The organism is Arthrobacter sp. TmT3-37 (assembly GCF_054510835.1).
On record NZ_JBTNDU010000026.1, the window covers coordinates 1 to 20976 of the forward strand.

The 20976-nt window shown below is 64.8% G+C and carries 21 protein-coding genes and 1 riboswitch; of the genes, 6 read left to right on the forward strand and 15 right to left on the reverse strand.

Translation table 11 applies throughout. From position 1 onward, the window contains the following. Positions 1–424 (forward strand): TraM recognition domain-containing protein (locus ACX80U_RS18805; RefSeq protein WP_459269511.1); only part of this gene is annotated, 424 nt, incomplete at its 5' end. Positions 425–545: 121 nt separating this feature from the next. Then, the gene (locus ACX80U_RS18810; protein WP_104118476.1) at positions 546–887 is read left to right on the forward strand and encodes a DUF4913 domain-containing protein; all 342 of its coding nucleotides are present in this window, start codon (positions 546–548) and stop codon (positions 885–887) included. 146 nt (positions 888–1033) lie between these two features. On the opposite strand, the gene ACX80U_RS18815 is transcribed toward ACX80U_RS18810, so the two are convergent. The 10 genes from ACX80U_RS18815 to ACX80U_RS18860 all read right to left on the reverse strand — a co-directional run bounded on the left by ACX80U_RS18815 (position 1034) and on the right by ACX80U_RS18860 (position 12286). After that, positions 1034–1219 (reverse strand): hypothetical protein, encoded by a 186-nt coding sequence (locus ACX80U_RS18815; RefSeq protein ID WP_133083213.1) that lies wholly within the window; start codon positions 1217–1219, stop codon positions 1034–1036. Positions 1220–1260: 41 nt separating this feature from the next. After that, complete coding sequence (locus tag ACX80U_RS18820) at positions 1261–1725, reverse strand: DUF3093 domain-containing protein (protein WP_258059118.1); 465 nt, start codon at positions 1723–1725, stop codon at positions 1261–1263. A gap of 166 nt (positions 1726–1891) precedes the next feature. Next, positions 1892–2821 (reverse strand): prolipoprotein diacylglyceryl transferase, encoded by a 930-nt coding sequence (gene lgt / locus ACX80U_RS18825; RefSeq protein WP_104118453.1) that lies wholly within the window; start codon positions 2819–2821, stop codon positions 1892–1894. Beyond that, positions 2818–4566, reverse strand: coding sequence for a cytochrome c biogenesis protein ResB (gene resB, locus ACX80U_RS18830; protein WP_459269513.1), 1749 nt, complete (start codon positions 4564–4566; stop codon positions 2818–2820). Before resB ends, lgt begins: the two co-directional genes overlap by 4 nt. 100 nt (positions 4567–4666) lie before the next feature. After that, positions 4667–5446, reverse strand: a complete 780-nt coding sequence (locus tag ACX80U_RS18835; RefSeq protein WP_308662871.1) for a TlpA family protein disulfide reductase — start codon at positions 5444–5446, stop codon at positions 4667–4669. 60 nt (positions 5447–5506) lie between these two features. Further along, the gene (locus ACX80U_RS18840; protein WP_104118454.1) at positions 5507–6256 is read right to left on the reverse strand and encodes a cytochrome c biogenesis CcdA family protein; all 750 of its coding nucleotides are present in this window, start codon (positions 6254–6256) and stop codon (positions 5507–5509) included. Between the two features lie 230 nt (positions 6257–6486). Continuing rightward, complete coding sequence (locus ACX80U_RS18845; RefSeq protein ID WP_146070898.1) at positions 6487–7458, reverse strand: F510_1955 family glycosylhydrolase; 972 nt, start codon at positions 7456–7458, stop codon at positions 6487–6489. A gap of 386 nt (positions 7459–7844) precedes the next feature. Next, positions 7845–8552, reverse strand: a complete 708-nt coding sequence (locus ACX80U_RS18850) for a DUF305 domain-containing protein (RefSeq protein ID WP_104118456.1) — start codon at positions 8550–8552, stop codon at positions 7845–7847. A gap of 1188 nt (positions 8553–9740) precedes the next feature. Continuing rightward, complete coding sequence (locus ACX80U_RS18855) at positions 9741–11891, reverse strand: copper-translocating P-type ATPase (RefSeq protein WP_459269514.1); 2151 nt, start codon at positions 11889–11891, stop codon at positions 9741–9743. Positions 11892–12073: 182 nt separating this feature from the next. Continuing rightward, positions 12074–12286: a heavy-metal-associated domain-containing protein gene (locus ACX80U_RS18860; RefSeq protein ID WP_181036466.1), complete on the reverse strand. Its 213-nt coding sequence runs from the start codon at positions 12284–12286 to the stop codon at positions 12074–12076. 443 nt (positions 12287–12729) lie between these two features. Between ACX80U_RS18860 and ACX80U_RS18865 the strand changes: the two genes are divergently transcribed. Next, on the forward strand, positions 12730–13137 hold the full coding sequence (locus ACX80U_RS18865) for a four-helix bundle copper-binding protein (RefSeq protein WP_104118459.1): 408 nt from the start codon (positions 12730–12732) through the stop codon (positions 13135–13137). A 225-nt stretch (positions 13138–13362) separates the two neighbouring features. Here the strand turns inward: ACX80U_RS18865 and ACX80U_RS18870 are convergent, their stop codons facing one another. The 4 genes from ACX80U_RS18870 to ACX80U_RS18885 form a co-directional block, all read right to left on the reverse strand. Then, positions 13363–13845, reverse strand: coding sequence for a hypothetical protein (locus tag ACX80U_RS18870; protein ID WP_104118460.1), 483 nt, complete (start codon positions 13843–13845; stop codon positions 13363–13365). Next, on the reverse strand, positions 13842–16367 hold the full coding sequence (locus tag ACX80U_RS18875; protein ID WP_104118461.1) for a heavy metal translocating P-type ATPase: 2526 nt from the start codon (positions 16365–16367) through the stop codon (positions 13842–13844). Before ACX80U_RS18875 ends, ACX80U_RS18870 begins: the two co-directional genes overlap by 4 nt. A gap of 264 nt (positions 16368–16631) precedes the next feature. Continuing rightward, a complete protein-coding gene (locus ACX80U_RS18880) occupies positions 16632–16847 on the reverse strand; it encodes a heavy-metal-associated domain-containing protein (protein ID WP_104118462.1) in 216 nt (71 codons plus the stop codon). Between the two features lie 88 nt (positions 16848–16935). After that, positions 16936–17256, reverse strand: coding sequence for a metal-sensitive transcriptional regulator (locus tag ACX80U_RS18885; RefSeq protein WP_308662875.1), 321 nt, complete (start codon positions 17254–17256; stop codon positions 16936–16938). 335 nt (positions 17257–17591) lie between these two features. Beyond that, positions 17592–17759, forward strand: a riboswitch (cyclic di-AMP (ydaO/yuaA leader). A 6-nt stretch (positions 17760–17765) separates the two neighbouring features. Here ACX80U_RS18885 and ACX80U_RS18890 point away from each other — a divergent pair. After that, positions 17766–18677, forward strand: a complete 912-nt coding sequence (locus ACX80U_RS18890; RefSeq protein ID WP_104118463.1) for a C40 family peptidase — start codon at positions 17766–17768, stop codon at positions 18675–18677. A gap of 149 nt (positions 18678–18826) precedes the next feature. Here the strand turns inward: ACX80U_RS18890 and ACX80U_RS18895 are convergent, their stop codons facing one another. Continuing rightward, complete coding sequence (locus ACX80U_RS18895) at positions 18827–19423, reverse strand: TetR/AcrR family transcriptional regulator (RefSeq protein WP_104118464.1); 597 nt, start codon at positions 19421–19423, stop codon at positions 18827–18829. Between the two features lie 334 nt (positions 19424–19757). Here ACX80U_RS18895 and ACX80U_RS18900 point away from each other — a divergent pair, with 334 nt between their 5' ends. Further along, a complete protein-coding gene (locus tag ACX80U_RS18900; protein WP_459269512.1) occupies positions 19758–20258 on the forward strand; it encodes a DUF2269 domain-containing protein in 501 nt (166 codons plus the stop codon). Positions 20259–20856: 598 nt separating this feature from the next. Continuing rightward, positions 20857–20976 (forward strand): DUF808 family protein (locus ACX80U_RS18905; RefSeq protein WP_459269515.1); only part of this gene is annotated, 120 nt, incomplete at its 3' end.

A 20976-nucleotide genomic window follows, 5' to 3' on the forward strand; every position in this document is an offset into this window, starting at 1 on the left:
CGCCCACGTCTTCACCTACGGCGGCAACGTGAAGGAAGAGGGCTTCCTGAAGATGCTCTCCGACCTGATCGGCCAGTACCGGTACACGTCGGTATCGACGTCGAGGCAGAAGGACAGCCGCTCCACGAGCCGCCAGGACTCCACCGACGACATCCTCTCCGTCGCGGACCTCGCCGCGATGCCCAAGGGCCGGGCCATCATGCTCGGCTCCGGCTCCCGGGCCGTCCTGCTGCGCACAGTCCCTGTCAGCGACCGCCCCTACGCGGACAAGGTTGCGGCGTCCGAAGCCGCTCACAATGACACACGGGTCGCCTCTGCATCCGCTGCAGCGAGACCTCCGGTGGTGGAAGCCACTGCCGAGGTTCCTCCCAACCCGGTTGTCGCTGCCGGCGGTAACCGGTGGTTGGCAATGGTTAAGGAGTAGAGAAGTGGATCTACATGCGCCCTTCGGGGCCGACGACTCTGCCGATGATGTGTTCCCCGGCGAGGAACCCGAGACCGATAGCGCCCGCCCAACTCAGCGGACCGCGCAGCCTGCTCCCGAAATGGTTTTCGACAACCTCGAGGAGTTCGTGACCGAGTTCCTGGTGCACCAGTATCAGCGGCCCGTGGTGTCTCATGGACGTGCGGAGTTCACCTGGTGCGCCAGCTGGTGGCGACACAAGGAAGCCGTCAACCGGCTCAACGCCCTCTGGCGCGCCTGGGAAGCCTTACGCCTCGACCCGACAACCGGATTGGCGAACTGGTGGAACAACTACGCCGACCCCACCATGGCCGCCCTCTTCTCGGGCACCGGCCCCTTCCAGGGCTGCACGGCAATGGAGCACAAGCCCGCGAACAAACCACTACCCATCGTCCGAGCACCGGAGGGCTTGTACTCGGCCTGACCCAATTACTCATGTAAGTAGATGAGTCATGCAGGTGTCGCCCCAGATGAGACGCAACACCAGGAAAGGCCCTCTGCCCCGCCCCCTGACCAGTGCCAGTGCCAGTGCCAGTGCCAGATGAAGGGTGTTGCTCATTTCAATGACCGTCAGGTAACGAGGATGAACGTCGTCAGGGCGGTGACGGCGGCAAAGATTAGAAGGATCACGCCGAGGATGAGGGCTTTGCGCTGTTGCTTTCGTCGGTATTGTCGTTCAATTTCGGCGTGTTGTGCTGCCACGTAGCGCTGCTTCGCTGCTCGTGACTGAGTTGATTTGCGCTTGTTTGATCCCATGTCCTAATGACCTTCCACTCGGTCGAGGCATTCCCTGTCGATCACGGCCGTGGTGTCCGGGCGGTGAGGAGTTCGGCAAGTTCATCGGGGTGCCTGGAGGACACCAGCCAGTACGGTGCGGGGTCTTCCTTGTCGGTGATCTCGATTTTCACGACGGCGTCGATCCATCCCCTGATACAGAGGTAGGTCAACCCGTGCAGGCCCGTTCCCCGTTGGGCGGTGGCTTCTTCCTTGATGAAGGCCTCCGCTGTGCCGACATACATCCGGTCAATCCGGGCACGGCCGACCTGCAGCACGGAGCGGGTCACCACGATGGTGGGAATGGACGTCACCATCATGATCACGAGGAAGATCAGGGTGATGACGGATGCCATGACCCCGATAGTCATGTCGATGGGAGCGAAAACGACCGCCGGGACGAAGGCCAGGCCGACAATGATCAGCCACACCCAGAAGTTCGGGTACAGGCGTTCCTTCCACAGGACCGGTTCATCTGCTGCCGACAACCCATCGGCGGTGAGGGTACTTTCCGGGGTAGGGACCGGGGGAGGGGTACGTCCACCAGGGGATGGGTGTGCCGGCGGTGCGGCAGCCGGCGGGTCGGATGGGGGAATGATTGCCCCTGGTTCGTGGGGTTGTTGCATGAGGTGGGTCCCGTCGGGTGAGTGGTTGTTAGCGGGTGCTGGGGCCGGTGATGTCGGCTTGCTGGGTGGGAGGTATTTCGGGGTGTTGCGGTGGGTCCTGGAGTTCCGTGGAGTGTGTGGCTGATCGGGGGCGGTTTCTGCGCATGAGGAAGAGGGTGGTCGCGGCGAGGAAGAGGATCGCTGAGACCCAGGTGTTGATGCGCAGTCCGAGGATGGTGTTGGCGTAGTCGGAGCGCATGAGTTCGAAGAAGAACCTGCCGGCGGTGTAGAGGGCGACGTACAGGGCGAGGACGGAACCGGCGCCAAGGGTGGTTCTCCGATCCAGGATCAGGATCAGGGCTGCTGCGATCAGGCACCACAGTGACTCGTACAAGAAGGTCGGGTCGAAGTATCCCAGGACGACCGGCGTTCCGTCGGGGTTGAGCTGTGCCCGTCCGGTGCCGGCGTCCATGGCGTGGATCTGCAGGGCCCAGGGTGCGGTGGAGGGATCCCCGTAGAGTTCGTTGTTGAACCAGTTGCCCCACCGGCCCAGGGCCTGGGCGATGAGAACTGCCGGGGCGGCGGCATCGGCGAACGCGAGGAAGGTGACGTTGTTGCGGCGGCAGCCGATGTACGCGCCGAGGGCACCGAGAGCGATGGCTCCCCAGATGCCCAGGCCGCCTTCCCAGATCCTCAGCGCGTCGACAGGGTCCTTCCCTGGCCCGAAGTAGAGCTGATAGTCGGTGATCACGTGGTAGAGCCGGCCACCGATGATGCCGAACGGAACCGCCCACATCACGACGTCGAGGACCTGGCCGGGCTGGCCGCCTCGGGCGTCGAGGCGGCGTCCGGTCAGCCACACCGCGGTGACAATCCCGGCGAGGATGCACAGCGCATAGAAGTTCAGGGTGATGGGTCCGAACTGGAGGGCGCTGATCGTGGGGGAGGGAATGTAGGTATCCGGCGGTGCGGGGTTCATGACTGATCCGATGGTCGGGTGGAACTGCTGGTGACAGTGCTGGTGACAGTGCTGGTGACAGTGCTGGGGGTGGTGTTTTCGGTGGTGTCGGGGATAGGGGCCGGTGGGGTCGTGCTGTGCGGGGTCTCGGGAAACTCCTGGTGCCCGGACTGCTGCTGGAAGTGGTGTTGCAGGTAGGTGCGGATCCTGTTTGCTTCCTTGCCGAGTCCGGGGTCTTCCCCCCGGGCGAGGAGCCCGTATTCCATGACCGTGTTCCCGTCCGTCGAGGTGGACGCGGCGATCCAGGCGCGGCGGCGTGGAGTAATGAGGGAAAGGATGAGTCCGGTCAGGGCCAGGGTGGAGAACACGAGGGCCCCGATCTTGCCTGGATCGTAGGTGATGTCCAGTGCGACGAAGCGTTTGAGGCTGTCGAAGGTGATGGACCCTCGTCCGTCGGGCAGTTCGTAGGTCTGCTCCGGTTCCAGGACGATGCCGCCTGCGTCCAGGTCCCGTCCGTTGAGTTGCGTCAGCTCGGTGGTGTCGAGCTGATACACGGATCTGGGGGTGCCGTCATCGAGGCCGAGGTTGCCGTAGTAGGAGTTCAGGTTCAGCCGGGGGTTGAACGGGTCGGGATCCGAGCCGAAGGCAAGCCCCGTGTCGTCGACGACGGCGGTGGGCAGGAAGAACCCGACGAACCCGAGCTGGTCGGGTTGCGCGTCGGGGGCTTTGATGACGATGGTCGAGGTGTAGGCCGAGTCCGTGGGCTGGGCGGGTACGGGCCCGGAGAACGCGATGTTGCCGTCGCCGTCACGCACGGTGATGACCGGCGCGTAACCGTTTCCGACGAGGTAGACGTTGGTTCCGTCCATGCCGATCGGCGCGTTGACTTTCAGCTCCTGCCGGACCAGGGCGGAATCGGGGTTCTCCTGCACAGTCATGGTGGCGGTGAAGTCCAGTGGCTGCCCGTAGGTGGCTGGGTCGTCCCGGTTGAAGGTGACATCGAAGTCCTCGAGGGTGAGGGCGAAGGGTGCCAGGGTGTCCTCGTTGAAATTTGTTCCGGGGGTGAAGGAGTCGTAGCCGATCAGGGCGTTGGTGAATCCTTCACCCTCCACGATGAGTTTCTGCCCCCGGTACCCGAACATCCCGCCGACTGCGACGGCTACCAGCACCCCGATCAGGGCTGTGTGGAACAACAGGTTCCCTGCTTCTTTCAGGAATCCCCGCTCGGCCCCGACGGAGGGCCGGCCGGTGTCCGTATCCCGCACGTCGACCCGGTACCCGAGCTTGCGAAGAATCGCGGCCGCCTCTGTGACCGTGGCAGTGAGGCTGCGATGTGCAACAGAGGGAGGCTGGCCGGCCGAATCCAGGCCTGGACCAGAAACCGGATCCGGGACCGGGGCGGGGCGGTTTGGCAGGGTGAGTGTGCCGTGCTGGGGAAGGCGGGAGAGTCGTCGCGGTGTGCGGGGCGGTGTTGCCCGTAACGCGTTCAAATACACTCTGGTGCGCGGAATGACGCAACCGATGAGCGATGTGAACAGCAGCAGGTAGATCGCGGAGAACCAGACGGAGGAGAAAACGTCGAAGAGCTGGAACCTGTCCAACCAAGGACCGGTATCAGGGTTGTCCTGCAGGTACTGGGTCACGACCGCCGGGTTCGCGGGACGCTGCGGGAACAAGGACCCTGGCACGGCAGCAACCGCGAGCAGGAGCAGGAGCTGCAGTGCAGTGCGCATGCTGGTCAGCTGCCGCCACACCCAACGAAGCATCTCCACCGGCCCGAGAGCGGACACCCGGACATCGTCCTTTGCCGGTCCGCCCTTCTGACGGGGGACGGGACGGCGGCCCTGTCCCGCGTCGGGCTTCGTGTCAGCTGACATGGTTCCGGTCCTGCTGCTCATCGACCCCGCGCACGAATGACATCCCTGCCCTAAGCCCTATGACCGTTGTTGCTGGTGTGTGGGAGAGGGCGTTGGTTTTGGCGGTGGTGCTAGCGGTGGCTGTGGGGGTGTTAAGGGCGTCGCTGATCAGGGTGCGCAGGGTCGTTTCGTCGGCGACGCCGAGGATCCGTGCTGCGACTCTGCCCTGCCGGTCCAAGACGAGGGTGGTGGGGACGGCCTGGGGTGGTACGTAGTCGGTGAGCTGGAGCAGCAGCTTTCCGTTGCGGTCCTCGAAACTCGGGTAGGTGATGCCGAAGGTCCGCTCGAATGCTTCCGCGGTCGGCTTCTCATCGCGGACGTTCACCCCATAGAAGCGCACACCATCGGGGGTGAATCGTTCACTGAGTTGCTGGAGGGAAGGCGCTTCCACTCGGCACGGGGCGCAGGCCGCGTACCAGACGTTCAGAACGACGACGTCTCCGCTCCAGTCACCGGAGGTGACCGGAGTCCCGTCGAACAGGGTTCCCTGCACGTCCAAGGGTTCGCTGCGCTCCTCCGGCGCGTATTCGGCCACTGACCCGTCCCCGGCGATGTAGTTCTTGTTATCGCCGGCGCGGGCCTGGTCGGCGAGATCATCGTTGGCTGTTGCGCAGCCGGCGAGAACGAGGCAGGAAGCGACCAGCATCGCCGCGGCGCGACGGGACCACACGGTGGCCCGTGCCGGGCGAGGTACGACCGACAGTATGGTCGGGTGGGGGTGGTATTTCACGAAGGTTCCCTCCGGTTGTAGAGGTACGGGAGTGGACGGCCCGGCGCGCCGGCGGTGTCCTTAGATGGGGGTGAGGAAAGTGCCGGCAAGGTTCTGCAGTTGGTAGATCCACAGCATCCACACACCGGTGACCATGAGCGCTCCGACGAGAATCAGTAGGGACCCGCCGATGATGTTGAAGACACGGATGTGGCGGCGGACGAAGGCCAAGGCGGTCGTGACCCATTGGACTCCCAGGGCGACGAGGACGAAGGGGATCCCGAGACCGAGGCAGTACACGAATCCCAGGACAGCTCCCCGCCACGCGGTGCCCGTCGTGGTGCTCAGCGCCAGGACAGCGCTGAGGGTCGGACCCATGCACGGTGTCCAGCCGAGACCGAAAACGACACCCAGCAGGGGTGCTCCGGCGACCCCTGTTTTCGGGCGCCACGTGATTTTCGCTGTCCGCTGGAGGAACGAGACCCTGCCAACGAGGGCCAGGCCCATCACGATCACGAACAGGCCCAGGACCCGGATGAGTGGGTCCTGCCAGCGCAGCAGCCAGGATCCCATGACTCCGAACGCCGCCCCGTACAGGGTGAACACGAGCGCGAATCCGAGGATGAACAGAGCCACCCCGGTTAGTACCCGTCTGCGGTTGTCCGGCCGTCCCGGTTCGGTGAGCCCTGAGACGTAGCCGAGGTACCCGGGGACCAGCGGCAGGATGCACGGGGAGAGGAAGGACACGATCCCGGCTGTCATCGCCAGCGGAATCGCCGCGAGCAGGGCCCCGGACTGAACAGTGTCGGCGAAGAACTCACCAACGGTCATGGCAGTCTCCCCGAGCTGAGGGGCGTATGCCCGCCGTCCATCGTCACGCCCGTCTTGATGCCCGTTGTCCTGTCCGCAACTACGTCGGTGCTCGGACCAGGTTCTCCGCTCGTGCCGGTGGCCACTTCCACCTGCAGATCACCCACCACATCACTGGTCGAGGAGTTAGCCGGGTGATTGGCCTGGTGGTGGTACGGGTGGTTGGTGAGGTGGGTTTGAGGCAGCACGTGTCAGGCGCCGCCAGCATCGATGACGGTGGTGAAGGTCATGCCGTTGTCGACTGACTTCTCCAATCCGTTCTCCGTCGTTACCCAGACTTCCATGCCGTTGGTCGTCCGTTTCGTGGTGACCGCTGAGGGCTGCGCAGAAACTTTCCCGGCCTGCTCCCAGGTGATGCCGGCATCTGTGCTGGTCAGGACGTCACCGGCGGGAAGCACGCCGATGAGGTCCGAGCCGTCGGTGACGGCGGCTACCAGGACGACCGGGGCATCTGGTTCCTTCGTCCAGGTCTTTCCTGCATCCTCGGACCGGTAAATACCATCTTCGGTCGTCGCGACCGCGAGCTCCGTGGCAGGGTTCCCGGCCAGGGTGTAGGGGCTGATCTGCGTGGTCGCGTCGGTCCAGGAGCTGCCGTCCTTGCTGACCCGCAGGGTGCCGTCGAACCCGATGATCCCCTGGTAGGTGGTGGTCAGGGTATGGAAGTCAGACTCGCCACCACGGGCAACCTGCGACCAGGTGAGCCCATCGGTGGAGCTGATCAGTCCCACTGGGTTAGGCAGATCGACGCCGGGACCCGGGTGGCCGGAAGCGAAGTAGGTTCCGTCGCTACCGACGGTGAAGCCCATCAGATCAATCGTCTGCCCCATGGGTTCGGCGGACTCACCGTTGACCGTGAAAAGGCCCTCGTGAGAGGCGATCAGCACCGATTGCGTATCAGGGTCCACCGCCAGCCCATGGACGTGGGAGGGATACGGCTGGGCCGATGCGGCCGACCCTGCACCGTCATCGCCGACCGCTGAGCCGGCTGCCGAGCCGGCTGTTGAATCGGTCGATGACGTGCACGCCACAGTCCCCAACGTCAGGGCGAGGGAGACCCCGACCAGGGCGCGCCGGCGCCAGGCACGGGGCACACGTCCCGCAGCAAGGAAAGCAGGCGAGGAAGCAGCGGAGGACGGAGTGGGAGAAGCAGTGGGGGAAGTCATGGGGTGATGTATCCGATCAAAGGGTGCGTCCCTGCTGGTGCTGCCGTCGGTGCTCGGTGTACTCGGTGTTTGTCGGGTATACCGGGCTGGCCGGGGTGTTCCAGGGGAATGCGTAGGGCGCGGGCAGCACGCGACGGGCAGGAATGCCCGTGAGGATGGCTGGGTGTCCCGCTCGAGAGGTGGGGGAGTGATTTCAGGTCAGGAAGCGTGGGCCTCGAAAAGGGGCCGCGGAGTGAAGCAGCTTGGAGATGTCATTGGCCGGGCTGCCGGGACCCGCCGCCATGGTGGTGGCAGCGGGCCCCGGTTCAGGCTCCGGCGATCGAGGTATCAGCGAGCAGCTGGTCAATCAGCCGAGTTGCCGGGCCTCAGTGATGAGGGGTGTGGTGTCAGCGCTGCTCGAGCAGTGCTGTCATCTCCTCGATCTCTGCCTGCTGGGTTTCCACGATGGTCTCGGCCATCTCGATCGCCTCGGGGAACATGCCGTCCTCGATTTCCTGCTGGGCCATCTGCACAGCCCCGCGGTGGTGGGCGATCATCGACTCCAGGAACAGGGTTTCGGCTTCAACGCCTTCAGCAGTGCCAAGCGCCGCCATGTCCTCGTCGCTCATCATGCCCTCCATCGACCCCATGCCCTCCATGGATTCCCCCTCGCCCATGGAACCCATGTCGTGGCCTTCCACGCCGCCCTCGGGCTCCTCGGGCTCACCCCAGGCTTCCAGCCAGGTGGTGAGCTGCTCGATCTCAGGTTCCTGGGCGGCAGCGATGCGGGTCGCGAGGTCGGTCACAGCCGGGTCGATACCCTCCTTCTCGAGGAGCATGTTGCTCATCTCCACGGCCTGCCGGTGGTGGGGCAACATCATCTGCGCGAACATCACATCCGCGTCGTTGTGCTCGGCCATGTCCTCGGCGGATGCGGTGGAGGTTGCTTCTGAGGTGGCCCCCGCAGAGGCACTCGGGGTGGCCTCCGCCGCAGCGGAGCTTTCTTCGCCCATGTCCATGCCCTCCATGCTCCCGCCCGAGGATGAACCACAGGCGGACAGGGTGATGAGGGCGGCCGCGGACAGGGCGGTAAGTGATGCGAAACGGTGCTTCATGAGAACAGTCCTTCGGTATGTGAATACACGGGTTCAGGAAAGAAATGATCGGTCGGTGTTCCCACGACGACGGCTACTTTTGTGCGTCCTCTGGCACCACTCATACCGTCCGTGCGCAGGGTTCGTTCTGAGCGGGAGGCGGTACCGATGGAAAGGCGGTACCTGGATGGTGTTGAGGCGAGAGCCCGGCTATGACAGTGCCGACAAGTGCACAGGCGTGTGAGGCGGGAACAGGAGGAAGCCGCGAAGGGGCCTCCCAGTGTTTATGTGCGACTGATCGAGAGCTGAACCAAGGAAACTGTTTGCGCTCTGAAAGGAGGAAAGAAAGCCAGTGATGGGGGGCCGCGGCGGATCAGGGTGCCTCGTAGGAGCGCGGAACGAAGCCCCAGGAAACCTGCGAGACCAATGATCAGCAGTGCGATCATGCACATGGCGTCCACCATGGAGTGCCCGTTCGGGCAGGTGAGCTCACACAGGGAGCCGTCGGCAGAGCCATGGCCATCCGCAGCGGAACCGACCATCACTGCTGCACCTACTGCTGAGCCTGCTTGCATATCTGCATCCGGAGCGGCTGTTTCGGTCGTCACGAGGGTCCCGGAGGCTTCCGAAGCGGTGGGTGCAGAAGCGACGGTGTGAGCGGGAGCAGTATGGGTGGAAGCCGTGCTGCCTGCTGGCTCACCGATGCTCGGGCTGATCCATAGGTGCATCGCCAGTACCCCGACCAAAAGAGTCAGAAGCCGCAGGGTCCATGTCAAGGACACGAGGGTTCCAGTTGCGGAGGATCGCTGGAATTGAGGAACGGTGAGCAGCAAATCTTTCACTGTGTGTTCGTCCCTCCCCTCATCCTTCAGCCATCCTTCAACTCAAAATAATACCCAGGCGGGGTACACCCTCAGGGCCGGCATCAGGTTTGACCTCCACAACAACAGTAGGGGCCCGACACCCGATGAGGCCAAGCGGCGGATTCCTGCCGGGGCCCAGCTCGCATGTCCTTCAGTATCCGGAAGCCAGCCCGTGCACGTTGGTGCAACTGTTCCACCCGCTCCCTGCCCAACGACCCACCGGCACTGGTGGTGCCCGGGGTAAGCCCTGTCGCCACAGCCTTCCCACCGGTGTCCGCCGCTTTTCAGGGGTGCTGAGTGCGGGCGAGGACACCGGTGGGACCGGTAGCGGTGAAACCGGCGGGTGCTAGGCCGTGGTGCTGATCCGTTCCGGGTCGAGGTCGATCCGGCGCAGCAGTTGCGCGTTCAGCGCCACCACGATCGTGGACACGCTCATCAGGACCGCGCCGGCGGCAGGTGAGAGCAGGATCCCCGCGAACGCGAGCACGCCCGCGGCCAGGGGGACGGCGAGGACGTTGTATCCGGTGGCCCAGATGAGGTTCTGGATCATCTTTCGGTAGCTGGCCCGGGACAGGTCGATCATCGCCAGCACGGCCCTCGGGTCGTTTCCGGCCAGGACGACGCCGGCGGATTCCATGGCCACGTCCGTTCCCGCCCCGATCGCGATGCCGACCTCGGCCCGGGCGAGGGCTGGGGCGTCGTTCACGCCGTCGCCGACCATCGCGACTCTCAATCCGCGGGACTGCAGTTCGGTGACCTTGGAGTCCTTGTCCTGCGGCAGGACGTCGGCGAACACCTCATCGATGCCGAGCTCCTGACCGACGACGTCGGCGACCTGCCGTGCGTCCCCGGTGATCATCGCGACCTTCACCCCACGGTCCTGCAGAGCCTTCACGGCGGCCCGGGATTCCTCCCGCACCTTGTCCTCGAGCCGGACCGCACCGATGACGGCACCGTCGCGGATGACATGCAGCACGGACGCGCCGCGGCCCACCCATTCCTGCACGGTCCCGGCGATGTCCGCGGGCGTGCCGAGTCCGAGCTCTTTGAGCATGTTCGGTCCGCCCACAGCGACGTCATGGCCGCTCACAGCGGCCCGCACACCGCGCCCGGTCATGGAACTGAAACCCGTGCCCGTGTAGCCGAGGTTCGCCGCTGCCGGGTTGGTCTGGGCGGCGGTGACGATGGCGCGGGCGACCGGGTGCTCACTGTCGGCCTCTGCGGCCCCCGCCAAGGCCAGGAGCTCGGCCTCGCTGACACCGGTGACCGTAGTGGTCGCGGTGACGGCATGTCGTCCTTCAGTGAGGGTGCCGGTCTTGTCGAACAGGACGACGTCGATGGTGCGCATGCGTTCCAGGGCGATGCGGTTCTTGATCAGCACCCCGGCCCTCGCAGCGCGTTCGGTGGAGATCGCGATCACCAGCGGAATCGCCAGGCCCAGGGCATGTGGGCAGGCGATCACCAGGACCGTGACGGTGCGGATCACTGCATCATCCGGGCTGCCGAGGAGCATCCACGCAATGAACGTCAGGATGCCGGCGCCGAGCGCGAAGTAGAACAGCAGGGCCGCGGCCCTATCGGCGAGGGCCTGCGCCCTCGAGGAGGAGGCTTGCGCTTCCGCGACCAGTCGCTGAATCCCGGCGAGGGTGGTGTCCGCGCCGACCGCGGTGACCTGTACTCGGACGGCGTTGTCGGTCGCTACGGTTCCGGCGACGACGGTCTCACCGATGGTGCGGGACACGGTGCGGGATTCGCCGGTGATCATCGCCTCGTCGAACTCCGCGACACCGTCGATGATCTGCCCGTCCGCGGGCACCCGGGCGCCGGAACGCACGAGGACCACGTCCCCGGTAACCAGGGAGCTCACCGGAACGGTTTCGACTATTGCGTTGGTTCCAGTGCCGGTGACCCTGTCGGCTTCGTCGGGGAGCAGTGCGGCCAGGGCGTCGAGGGCCCCGGCGGCCGAGCCGAGGGCCCTCATCTCCATCCAATGACCCAGCAGCATGATGACCACCAGCAGGGCGAGCTCCCACCAGAAGTCCAGGTCGAACTCGCCGATCCGCAGCGTAGTGACCCAGGAGGCGATGAACGCGACGCTGATCGCCATCGCGATCAGCAGCATCATGCCCGGCTGCCGGGACCTCAGCTCCGTCACCCCGCCCTTGAGGAACGGGGCCCCGCCGTAGACGAAGATGACCGTGCCCAGGATCGGGGCGATCCACGGCGAGCCCGGGAACTCGGGCGGCATGTACCCGAAGAGCATGGTGAACATCGGGCTGAACGCGACCACGGGGATCGCGAGGACCAGGCTGAGCCAGAACTTGTTCTTGAACATCGCCGTTGAATGCCCCGCATGCTCCCCATGCGCATGGACCTGATGATCATCCTCCGCCGCCCCGCCCAAATGCCCGGCGGGATCGGAGTGCCCTGCGTGGGCGGTGTGGCCGGTGGGGTGCTGTGTTTCGGCGAGAGCGGAGTGGGCGTCTGCCTGAGGCATGGCCTGGCCGTGGGTGGTGTGGGCATCATCGCTGCCGTTGACTGCAGCTTCCGTGACGGTGGGTGTGATGGTGGGACTGGGGGAGCCCTGGTGGTGATTGTGATGGTGTGCGTTGTTCGTCATGATCAAACCTCTCCTGGCACCGCCTGGGTGCCCTGATGGTGCTGGGTCCTCCTGCTGAATCAGCTGGTGAGGAGCCGGTAGCCGGCTTTCTCCACTGCCGATGTGATAGCTGACGAATTGACGGACTCAGCACTGATGACGGTGAGCGTCGAGGTGCCGCCCGGTACGAGGTCGATCCGCACGTTGCGGACTCCCTCGAGGGCAGTGACGGCACCGCTGACGCGGGACGCGCAGGAACCGCAGGTGAGGCCGGTGAGCGCGAAGTCGGCCACTGTCTCCTCCGTGTTGGGTTGCTGGGCAGGCGTGGCAGTGTCCCGTGGGGCGCAGCAGGCACAACCGGCAGGCTCTTTCTCGGTAAGGGTCAGGGGAGAGGACGTGGAAGTGGGTGTGCTGCACATGAGAAGAACCTCCGGAAGTGGGGCATGAGGATGTAGGAACCGCCGATGGACGCCATCTGCACCTACTGGGCTCCCCGCGGTGAAGTCTTCGGGAGTTCAGCTTCAGCGGGAGCGGCTTGGTGTCGTGTCCAACAACCCCAAAATTATACCCCCAGGGGGTATATGTCAAGGGGTTTATTGGTTCTTCCCGTCCGACTCGTATTGCTCGCTTGCGGGGCGGACCAGGGGCTAGCGTCACTGGCAGGGGTGAGCCCGAAGAACGTCCCCTCATTCACCTCCGTCTGTATCAATTCGACTAACGAAGAAGGAGAAGTTCCATGACGCACATCACTTCTATGCTCGAGACGTATCCGAAGGACCTTGGTGGTATTGACCGGAAAAAGCTCGCCGAGTGCATTGCGGCCTGTTTCGAGTGCGCGCAGACCTGTACGGCCTGCGCGGATGCGTGCCTGAGCGAGGAGATGGTCGCCGAACTCACCAAATGTATTCGTACGAATGCTGACTGCGCCGATATCTGCACGACGACCGGCCGGGTGCTGTCACGGCATACCGGTTACGACGCGAACATCACCCGCGCGATCCTGCTGGCCTGCGAAGTGGCATGCAAGGCCTGCGCGGATGAGTGCGAGCAGCACGCAGGAATGCATGAGCACTGCCGGATTTGCGCCGAAGCGTGCCGGCGCTGCGAAACAGCGTGCCGGGAACTCGCCGCAACCCTCGGATAGCTCACGACTCCACAGGATCAACACTGCCCAGCCGGCTGATCTGTCGGCCACCCGGCTGGAGATGATCATGGGCAGTTCTGAATTACGGCGCCGGCTTCTATAGCTGCAGGTTTCGCAGGTTCGCAGGGTGGGTAACGAAGTGCTGCGGGGAAGCGCGGCACCGCCAGTGCAGCTGACTGTGCAGCTGGGTATGCGGCTCGGTATGCGGCTGGATATGCGGCTCGGTTAGGCAGGCTGGGTTGTTTCGTGGTGGAGTGTTGCTGCCGTGCGCAGTGCCTGCCGCGCGCGTTTGCGGTCTCCGGCGGTGTCGTAGGCGCAGGAGAGCCGGTACCAGGTGCGCCAGTCATCCGGTGCCTGTTCCGCGGCGGCCTTGGCCTGCTGGAAGTGTTCATCGGCGGCTTTACGGTCGATCCGGCCAGCAGGGGAGCGTGGCAGGTCATCGACGGTCAATCCGCCCTCGCGTTCGAGGATGCGCGCCATCGCCTGTGCCCTGAAGCCGAACCGGAGCTCGTGGGTGAGCGCCCATATGCAGATCAGCGGTATTAGCAGGTATGCGGCCCCCACCGACTTCGCCACGAGGTCCGGGTCGCCCAGCAAAGTGAAGCTGCGCTGGAAGGCGACGGCGAGCCAGAAAATGCCCAGCGCGCTAACGAGCAGCACACCGATTTTCGGCCGTGTCACCGCTGAAATACGGGTTGGCCCGTTCATCGCTCGAGGCTTCCGGTGCTCTGCGTCGCCCTTGGTCCAGCCTCTGATGCGGTGTTCTGTGGGGTGTTGGGGGTGGTGTTATGGGTGGTGTTGTGGGTGGTGCCGAAGGAGCGCAGGCGCAGGGAGTTGGCGACGACGAGCACGGAACTGGCGGCCATGGCCGCGCCGGCCAGCATGGGGTTGAGTAAACCCAGGGCGGCGACGGGGATGCCGACGGCATTGTAGAAGAACGCCCAGAACAGATTGGTTTTGATCGTGGACAGGGTCCTGCGGGAGAGCTCGATGGCTTGGGCGACCTGTTCCAGGCTGCTTCCCATCACCGTTAGGTCGGCTGCTTCGATCGCCACGTCCGTGCCGGAACCCATGGCGATGCCCAGGTCCGCCTGGGCGAGGGCGGCTGCGTCATTGACGCCGTCTCCCGCCATGGCCACTGTCGCTCCGGCGTCCTGCAGTTTCTTCACTGCGTCGACTTTCTGGTGGGGCAGCACCTCGGCCATGACGTGTTCGGGCGCGATGCCCACCTCGGCGGCAACTTTTTCGGCCACTGCGCGGTTGTCGCCGGTGAGCAGCATGGGCGTGAGCCCGAGTTCCTTGAACCGGGTGATGGCCGATGCCGAGCCGGTCTTGACGGTGTCGAAGAGACTGATCAGTCCTTCGGGTGTCCCGTCGAGGGCGACCCAGACCACTGTGGCTCCTGCTTGCTGCAGGGAAGTCAGGCAAGCGCGGTGGTCAGCGGTGATCGTGATGTTGTTCTCGGTCAGCCAGGTCGCGGTCCCAGCCACTACAGTGCGGCCGTTGACGGTGCCGCGCACGCCTCCGCCTGCCGCGCTGGTGAAGTCCTCGACGGCAGCGAGCCGGCCCTGACGGGCTGCTGCTGCGGCTATGGCTTCAGCGATGGGGTGCTCACTGGCTGCTTCCACAGCCCCGGCGACGGCCAGTACGTCGTCCTCGCTCAGGGAACCCAGAGGGCTGACGGCGGTGACGGAAAGCCTGCCGGCGGTGACGGTCCCGGTCTTGTCGAGCACGATCGTATTTACGGTGCGCGTGTCCTCCAGGACCTGGGGCCCCTTGATGAGGATGCCCAGCTGCGCGCCCCGGCCGGTTCCGGTGAGCAGGCCGACCGGTGTTGCCAGGCCAAGGGCGCACGGGCAGGCGATCACGAGGACGGCGACGGCCGCGGTGAACGCTGAGCCCGTATCCCCGGTGAGGACCATCCACATCACGAAGGTCAGGACGGCGATGAGCAAAACGATGGGCACGAAGACTGCGCTGATGCGGTCAGCGAGCCTGGCGATCGGTGCTTTGCCGCTCTGCGCGGCGCTGACGAGGCGTCCCATTTGCGCCAGGGTTGTCTCGCTGCCGACCCTGGTGGCTTTGACCAGCAGGCGTCCGCTGGTGTTCATCGTCGCGCCGATCACCGTGTCATCCGGGCCGACCTCGGTGGGAACGGACTCACCGGTGATGAGGGAAGTGTCGATCGCGCTGCGGCCCTCGATGACGAAACCGTCGGTGGCTACCTTTTCGCCCGGCCGGACGACGAAGACGTCTCCGGGAGTCAGGGATGCTGTCGGAACTTTCACTTCTACCCCGTCGCGCAGGACGGTTGCTTCCTTCGCGCCAAGGTTCAGCAGTGCTTTGAGCGCGTTTCCTGCGCGCTGTTTTGCGTTGGCTTCCAGGAACCGGCCCAGCAGCAGGAAGGTTGTGACGACGGCCGCCACTTCGAAGTAGAGGCTGTGGGCGCTCATGTCCATGCCGGTGTGGGCGGTCAGCATCGGATCAGCGATGAGCTGCCAGGTGGAGTACAGGAATGCCGCGGCGACACCGATGGACACCAGGGTGTCCATGGTGGATGAGAGGTGGCGGGCGTTGATTGCGGCCGCCCGGTGGAACGGCCAGGCCGCCCAGGTGACCACGGGCAGGGAAAGGAGAAGGGCAGCCCACCCCCAGTGCGGGAACTGGGTTGCGGGCAGCATCGAGATGATCGTTACCGGGATGGTGAAACCGGCTGCGATGATGAGGCGCCGTTTCAGGGACCTGATTTTTCTCTCCGCGGCTGAGACTTTCGCGTCATCCCCGGACGTGGCGGCGTCAACGGTTTCCCGTGATTCGGCGAATCCGCCTAGCCCCGACGGCGCGTTCCCCTCCGGTCCCGGACCGAGCCGGTGGCCGGGCTCGGCTACACCGTCAGAGTCATCGCCGGCACCAGTAGACGAAGGACCTGCAGGGGTGGCCACGCGGGTTGCCGTGGCTTCGGTAGGGGCCGGTCGAGCCGGTTGGCCGGCGCTGCGTAGGGTCGCCTTGTAGCCGATGGCGTTGACGGTGTCGATGATCTGGGAGACGCTCACGCCCTCGGGTACCGTGACGGTCGCGGACTCGAGTGGGAGATTCACCGAGGCCTGAACGCCCTCGATTTTCCCGAGCTTACGTTCCACCCGGCTTACGCAGGACGCGCAGGTCATGCCCTCGATGTCGAGATCGATGATCTGTCCGGCGGTGGTGCCCACGCCTGTGTCGGTGCTCATGCGTCTAGTTCCTTGCCGTGGCTTCGATGACGTGCTGTGGGTGAGGTGCCTCTGGTGAGGCACGGTGCTCGATGGCACCGCTGGACGAGGTCGGGATGTACTGCTTCGCTGGCCCTGTCCTACCGCTTGCCTGGCGGTGCCAGGGGTTCATTGCAGTAATGGCGCCCGAAGATCCTCGTGCCGACTCCTCCGCTAAGGTGGACTGTGCCCTGCACGGGTGCGGTGGGGATCCCGTTCGGGATGCAGGCTGTGGTGGGGTGAGGGTCAGCTGTTGACGACCGTGTAACCGGCGGTCTCTACTGCTTTGCTCAGCACTGTCGGATCGGGCTCCGCGTCGGCGGTGATCGTCGCTGTGGAGACCCCACCGACGTTGAGCTGCACCTCGACCTCCTCGACCCCGGGCACGCCGGAGAGTTCCTCCTTGACCGACGAGACGCAGTGGCCACAGGTCATACCGGTGATGTTGATGGTCGTTTGCATGGGATGTTCTCTTTCTCGGCAGTAAGGGGGGAATGGGATCTGGCACCCGGCAGGGTTGCCCGGAGCCGGCAGGGCTGCCGGCGGACCGTCAACGAAGCAGTCGGCTGATCGCGTCGGTCGCTTCCTTGACCTTCGCGTCGACGGCGGCGGAATCCCCGGACTGGGTGGATTCATGGGCGGCTCCGACAACGCAGTGCGCAATGTGCTCTTCGAGCAAGCCGATGCTCACCGCGTGCAGGGCCTTATTGATAGCCGCGACCTGGGTGAGGATGTCGATGCAGTATTTGTCTTCATCGACCATGCGGGCGATACCGCGCACCTGGCCCTCGATGCGCTTGAGCCTGCGGAGGTAGGCGTCCTTGTCCGCGGTGTATCCCCGCTGAACGAGAGCCTCAATTTCGGTGGTCACGTCGTTCCTTTCGACAACAAAAATATATACCCCTTGGGGGTATATAAACAAGAGGGGTGAGGTGAGATCTTCTTCACGCCTTCATCATCCCCTGTTTCGCTCTGGAAAGGTGCCTCAGGCTACGGGAGTGCGGGTGCGCCCTTGACATGGCGGGCTGCCGCAAAGCCTGCCCCTGGCCACGCTTCCACGGAGCGCGGCGTGTCGCGCCCGGCGTTTCCCTCGCGTTCGTTACCCCAACGTGACATTTCATACCAGCGGGGGGTATTGTCATCGAGTGTTCACAGCACCAGCTGGAACACTCCCGGGCAGAATGCCGAGTCCTGCCGCTGCCGGGGATACGTCCGTTCATATCCGTATGGCAGGAACGGGGGACCCAAGATGTATGGGCCACTACGCGTGGTCCTTGGGGTTAAGTCGCTTCATTTCCGTCCATTGGGATGAAGCGGCCGGGTGCACTCCCATCCGAACCCGACAGCTCACCCCGCAGGCATGGGAGAGGCAACCGACGCATGTCACGAATCACTTCAGCGCGCCACCGCGCCACCGTCAATCACTCGATCGCCCTTGAAGGGCTGTCCTATTCCGCGAAGACCGGCGCTGTAGCGCTGGGCAAGCCGGCCATCATCGCAGCTGCGACCGGCGGTATCGTCTTCGCTGTAGGAGCTCCCGCCCAGGCCGGAACCTACACGCAGGAAGCAGCCAGCACTACCGTTCAGGCTCCCGTCACCGCAGCACCTGTTACGGCGGCTCCCGCTGCAGCAGCCGGCGTCCACACCGTCGTTGCAGGTGACACCATGGGTGGCATCGCCGCCCTGCATGGCATCAGCGTCGACGCGCTCCTGGCGCAGAACGGCCTGTCCTACGCCTCGGTCATCTACCCGGGCCAGCAGATCACCCTTTCCGGTGCTTCCGCTGCTTCGACGTGGGCCCCGGCCGCCGTCAGCCCTGCTGCTGTGCCCGCCGCAGCACCGGCAACCCAGGCCTCCTACACCGCCCCGGCCCCTGCAGCTGCCATTGCTCCTGTAGCGGCTCAGCCCACCTACTCCCTGGCCTCGGCTGCCATCACCCCGATCCAGCCGTCGGCTCCCGCCGGCGATGTCTCGGCAAGCGGTGTCGGTGCGGCCCTGGTCGCCTCGGCCTACGGCCAGCTCGGCTCCATCCAGGACTGCACCATCCTCGTCGAGCGGGCCCTGCGCTCGATCGGCCTGAACGTAGGGGACCTCGGCCCGACACAGTTCTACCAGTACGGCACGGTCGTCTCCACGCCCGCCCCCGGTGACCTGGTCATCCGCCCCGGCCACATCGGCATCTACGTCGGCAACGGCGAAGTCATCAGCAGCGGCATGAACGGTGCGAACCTCACCATCAAGCACCCCCTGTCGGACCTCGCCGGTTCGTCCTTCGTGCGCGTCAACGGCTAACACCCGCTGACCTGAACGCCGTCTCCATAGACTGAGGAAGCGGCAGGTGCCCTGGACGGGGGCGCCTGCCGCTTTTTCTCTGCCCAAAACACCCCACGCCGCTGTCCGCTCCTTATGAGCGCTCACCGGAAGCGGACCTATGGACGTACCTATGGACGTAGTACCAAGCCGTCCACGATCACGCCGACCAGACTGCGGGCTGCATCGGCAGAGGGCAGGGCTGCGGCCGCATTCACAGCGTGCAGGCTGAACAGGGCAAGCTCCCGCGGGGCAATGTCCGAGCGGATACCTCCTCCGGCCTCCTGCGCGCCAGTTTTTACGGCGCTTCCAATCAAGGCCTCAAGAAAGTCGCGCAGATGCTCCTGCGCCTGGGCAGCATGTGGACCTTGGTGCAAGAACGCGGGCGCCTCCGACCTGGATGCTTGCTGCAACATCACCGCGTACGCCTCAAGTACCGACGTCAGCGTCTGAAGCGGGTCCCCACTTCGTTCCGCATGAACGCGCACCTGATCAAGATGAACCAGATGCTGATTCACCTGCCGCTCGTGCCACGCCGCGAGCAACGCTTCCACATCCGGGAAGTACTTATAGAGGGTCGCCCGGGAGATTCCGGCCACGTCAGCAACCTTCGTCATCGACACAGCCGGCACCCCACCCTGACCCACAAGTCGTGCCACCGCATCCAGCACCGCCTCCCGGACAGAGCTCCGGTGTTCCTGCACGGTGTCCTTCCACAACTTCCCCATGTGTTCACCCTACAAAGCGCTCCACCTAATACAACCTGTCCAGCGCCTGTACAGTTTGTATTGAGCAATTAATTGCTGCGCTGAGAGGACTATGCATGGCGGAATCATCGGATCGGCCCCCTATCGATCGGGTCGACACTCGAACCCAAGCTGACCGGCGTCCGCCTCGCCCGCCGATGCCCCGCTGGGTGAAGGTTTTTCTCGTCATCGTCCTGGTTATCGCCGCAGCATTGGTCATCTCCCAGGCGCTGGGCATCCAGCACGGCCCCGGGATGCACGGGGCCCTTGGTGACTCAGCAACCGGTGTTAGCCAAGCCCCTTCGTCTTGATGGTGATGCCCCCGCGCCTGCGCAAGGCGGCCCTCATCCTTCATGTGGGCACGTCCGTCGGGTGGCTTGGTGCCGTCGCGGCGTTCCTCATCCTCGCCATGGCCGCCGCCACGACCCAGGACGAATGGACGACGCGCGCCGCCTACGCCTCGATGGAGACCATCGGGCGGCTGGCCCTCGTGCCCCTGAGTATCGCCTCGCTCGTCACAGGGATCATCCAGTCGCTCGGCACCCCCTGGGGGCTCATCCGCCACTACTGGGTGATCGTGAAACTACTGACTACGGTCCTCGCTACCGTGGTCCTGCTCCTCTATATGGAGACACTCACCCTTCTGGCCGACGCCGCCCGCAACCCCGCCGTGTCCGTCGGACCGGGGGAGTTGCTGCCGAACGCATCCCCCGTCCTCCACGCCGGCGCGGCCCTCATCGTTCTGGGTGTCGCTCTTGGGCTGTCCATTTACAAACCACGCGGACTCACCGGCTTCGGCATCCCTGCCCGCAGGTAATCGTCCCGGGTGAATGCGCTTCGCCTGAGGCCAGTGCGGCCCACGCTTCCTCCGGTGTGCTGAGGTTACCCTCCGGGCCACGCTGAAGGACCAGAATGGTTTCCTCGCCCGAATCCTGTGAATCGAGGTACCTGGGGGTGCTCTCTGAACCCGCGGGTGGTCACAAGGTTGTTCCAAGGGGTTATCCCACCTTTGGAACACGGCCCGGGTAATATTCCGGGTCACGAGCGGAGGCAGCGCATGCCAGGACACTCCACCACACGTCGGAGGTAGCGATCCATTCGAAACACGGGTGCTCAACGAGCGGTTATTCGGTCCGCGGGCCAGAGCTGTCTGCCCCCTGCACCATCGACTAAGTGGGGACCCGGCGGGAACTCAGAGCCTCCCATCGGCAATTTCCACGTCCCTGCCCACAGCATCAAGGAGTACCTGCATCTAATGGGCATCCGTTTCGACCACGCACCAGAGCCGTTCTCGAACGCACGCCGTTCCCCGTCGCCGAACGACCGCCACCGTACACTCCGAGGATGTTGATCATGCCCAATGACCGACGTATCCATGACCCGTCGTCCGACCTCGACACGTGGAGGGGCGAGTTGTGAGCGGTGGTCTCGTCGCGCTTTTGGACGACGTCGCCGCCCTGGCCCGCATTGCAGCTGCCTCGATGGACGACGTCGCTGCCGGGGCCGCGAAAGCGGGGACCAAGGCCGCCGGCGTG

Bases quoted from the DNA above. Each gene is read 5' to 3' on its own strand.
- ACX80U_RS18815 (WP_133083213.1), bottom strand. From the start codon at position 1,219: ATGGGATCAAACAAGCGCAAATCAACTCAGTCACGAGCAGCGAAGCAG.
- ACX80U_RS18865 (WP_104118459.1), top strand. From the start codon at position 12,730: ATGACGCACATCACTTCTATGCTCGAGACGTATCCGAAGGACCTTGGT.
- ACX80U_RS18895 (WP_104118464.1), bottom strand. From the start codon at position 19,423: ATGGGGAAGTTGTGGAAGGACACCGTGCAGGAACACCGGAGCTCTGTC.
- ACX80U_RS18875 (WP_104118461.1), bottom strand. From the start codon at position 16,367: ATGAGCACCGACACAGGCGTGGGCACCACCGCCGGACAGATCATCGAT.
- ACX80U_RS18810 (WP_104118476.1), top strand. From the start codon at position 546: ATGGTTTTCGACAACCTCGAGGAGTTCGTGACCGAGTTCCTGGTGCAC.
- ACX80U_RS18870 (WP_104118460.1), bottom strand. From the start codon at position 13,845: ATGAACGGGCCAACCCGTATTTCAGCGGTGACACGGCCGAAAATCGGT.
- resB (WP_459269513.1), bottom strand. From the start codon at position 4,566: ATGCTTCGTTGGGTGTGGCGGCAGCTGACCAGCATGCGCACTGCACTG.
- ACX80U_RS18850 (WP_104118456.1), bottom strand. From the start codon at position 8,552: ATGAAGCACCGTTTCGCATCACTTACCGCCCTGTCCGCGGCCGCCCTC.
- ACX80U_RS18845 (WP_146070898.1), bottom strand. From the start codon at position 7,458: ATGACTTCCCCCACTGCTTCTCCCACTCCGTCCTCCGCTGCTTCCTCG.
- ACX80U_RS18880 (WP_104118462.1), bottom strand. From the start codon at position 16,847: ATGCAAACGACCATCAACATCACCGGTATGACCTGTGGCCACTGCGTC.
- ACX80U_RS18890 (WP_104118463.1), top strand. From the start codon at position 17,766: ATGTCACGAATCACTTCAGCGCGCCACCGCGCCACCGTCAATCACTCG.
- ACX80U_RS18840 (WP_104118454.1), bottom strand. From the start codon at position 6,256: ATGACCGTTGGTGAGTTCTTCGCCGACACTGTTCAGTCCGGGGCCCTG.
- ACX80U_RS18900 (WP_459269512.1), top strand. From the start codon at position 19,758: ATGCCCCCGCGCCTGCGCAAGGCGGCCCTCATCCTTCATGTGGGCACG.
- ACX80U_RS18855 (WP_459269514.1), bottom strand. From the start codon at position 11,891: ATGCCTCAGGCAGACGCCCACTCCGCTCTCGCCGAAACACAGCACCCC.
- lgt (WP_104118453.1), bottom strand. From the start codon at position 2,821: ATGAACCCCGCACCGCCGGATACCTACATTCCCTCCCCCACGATCAGC.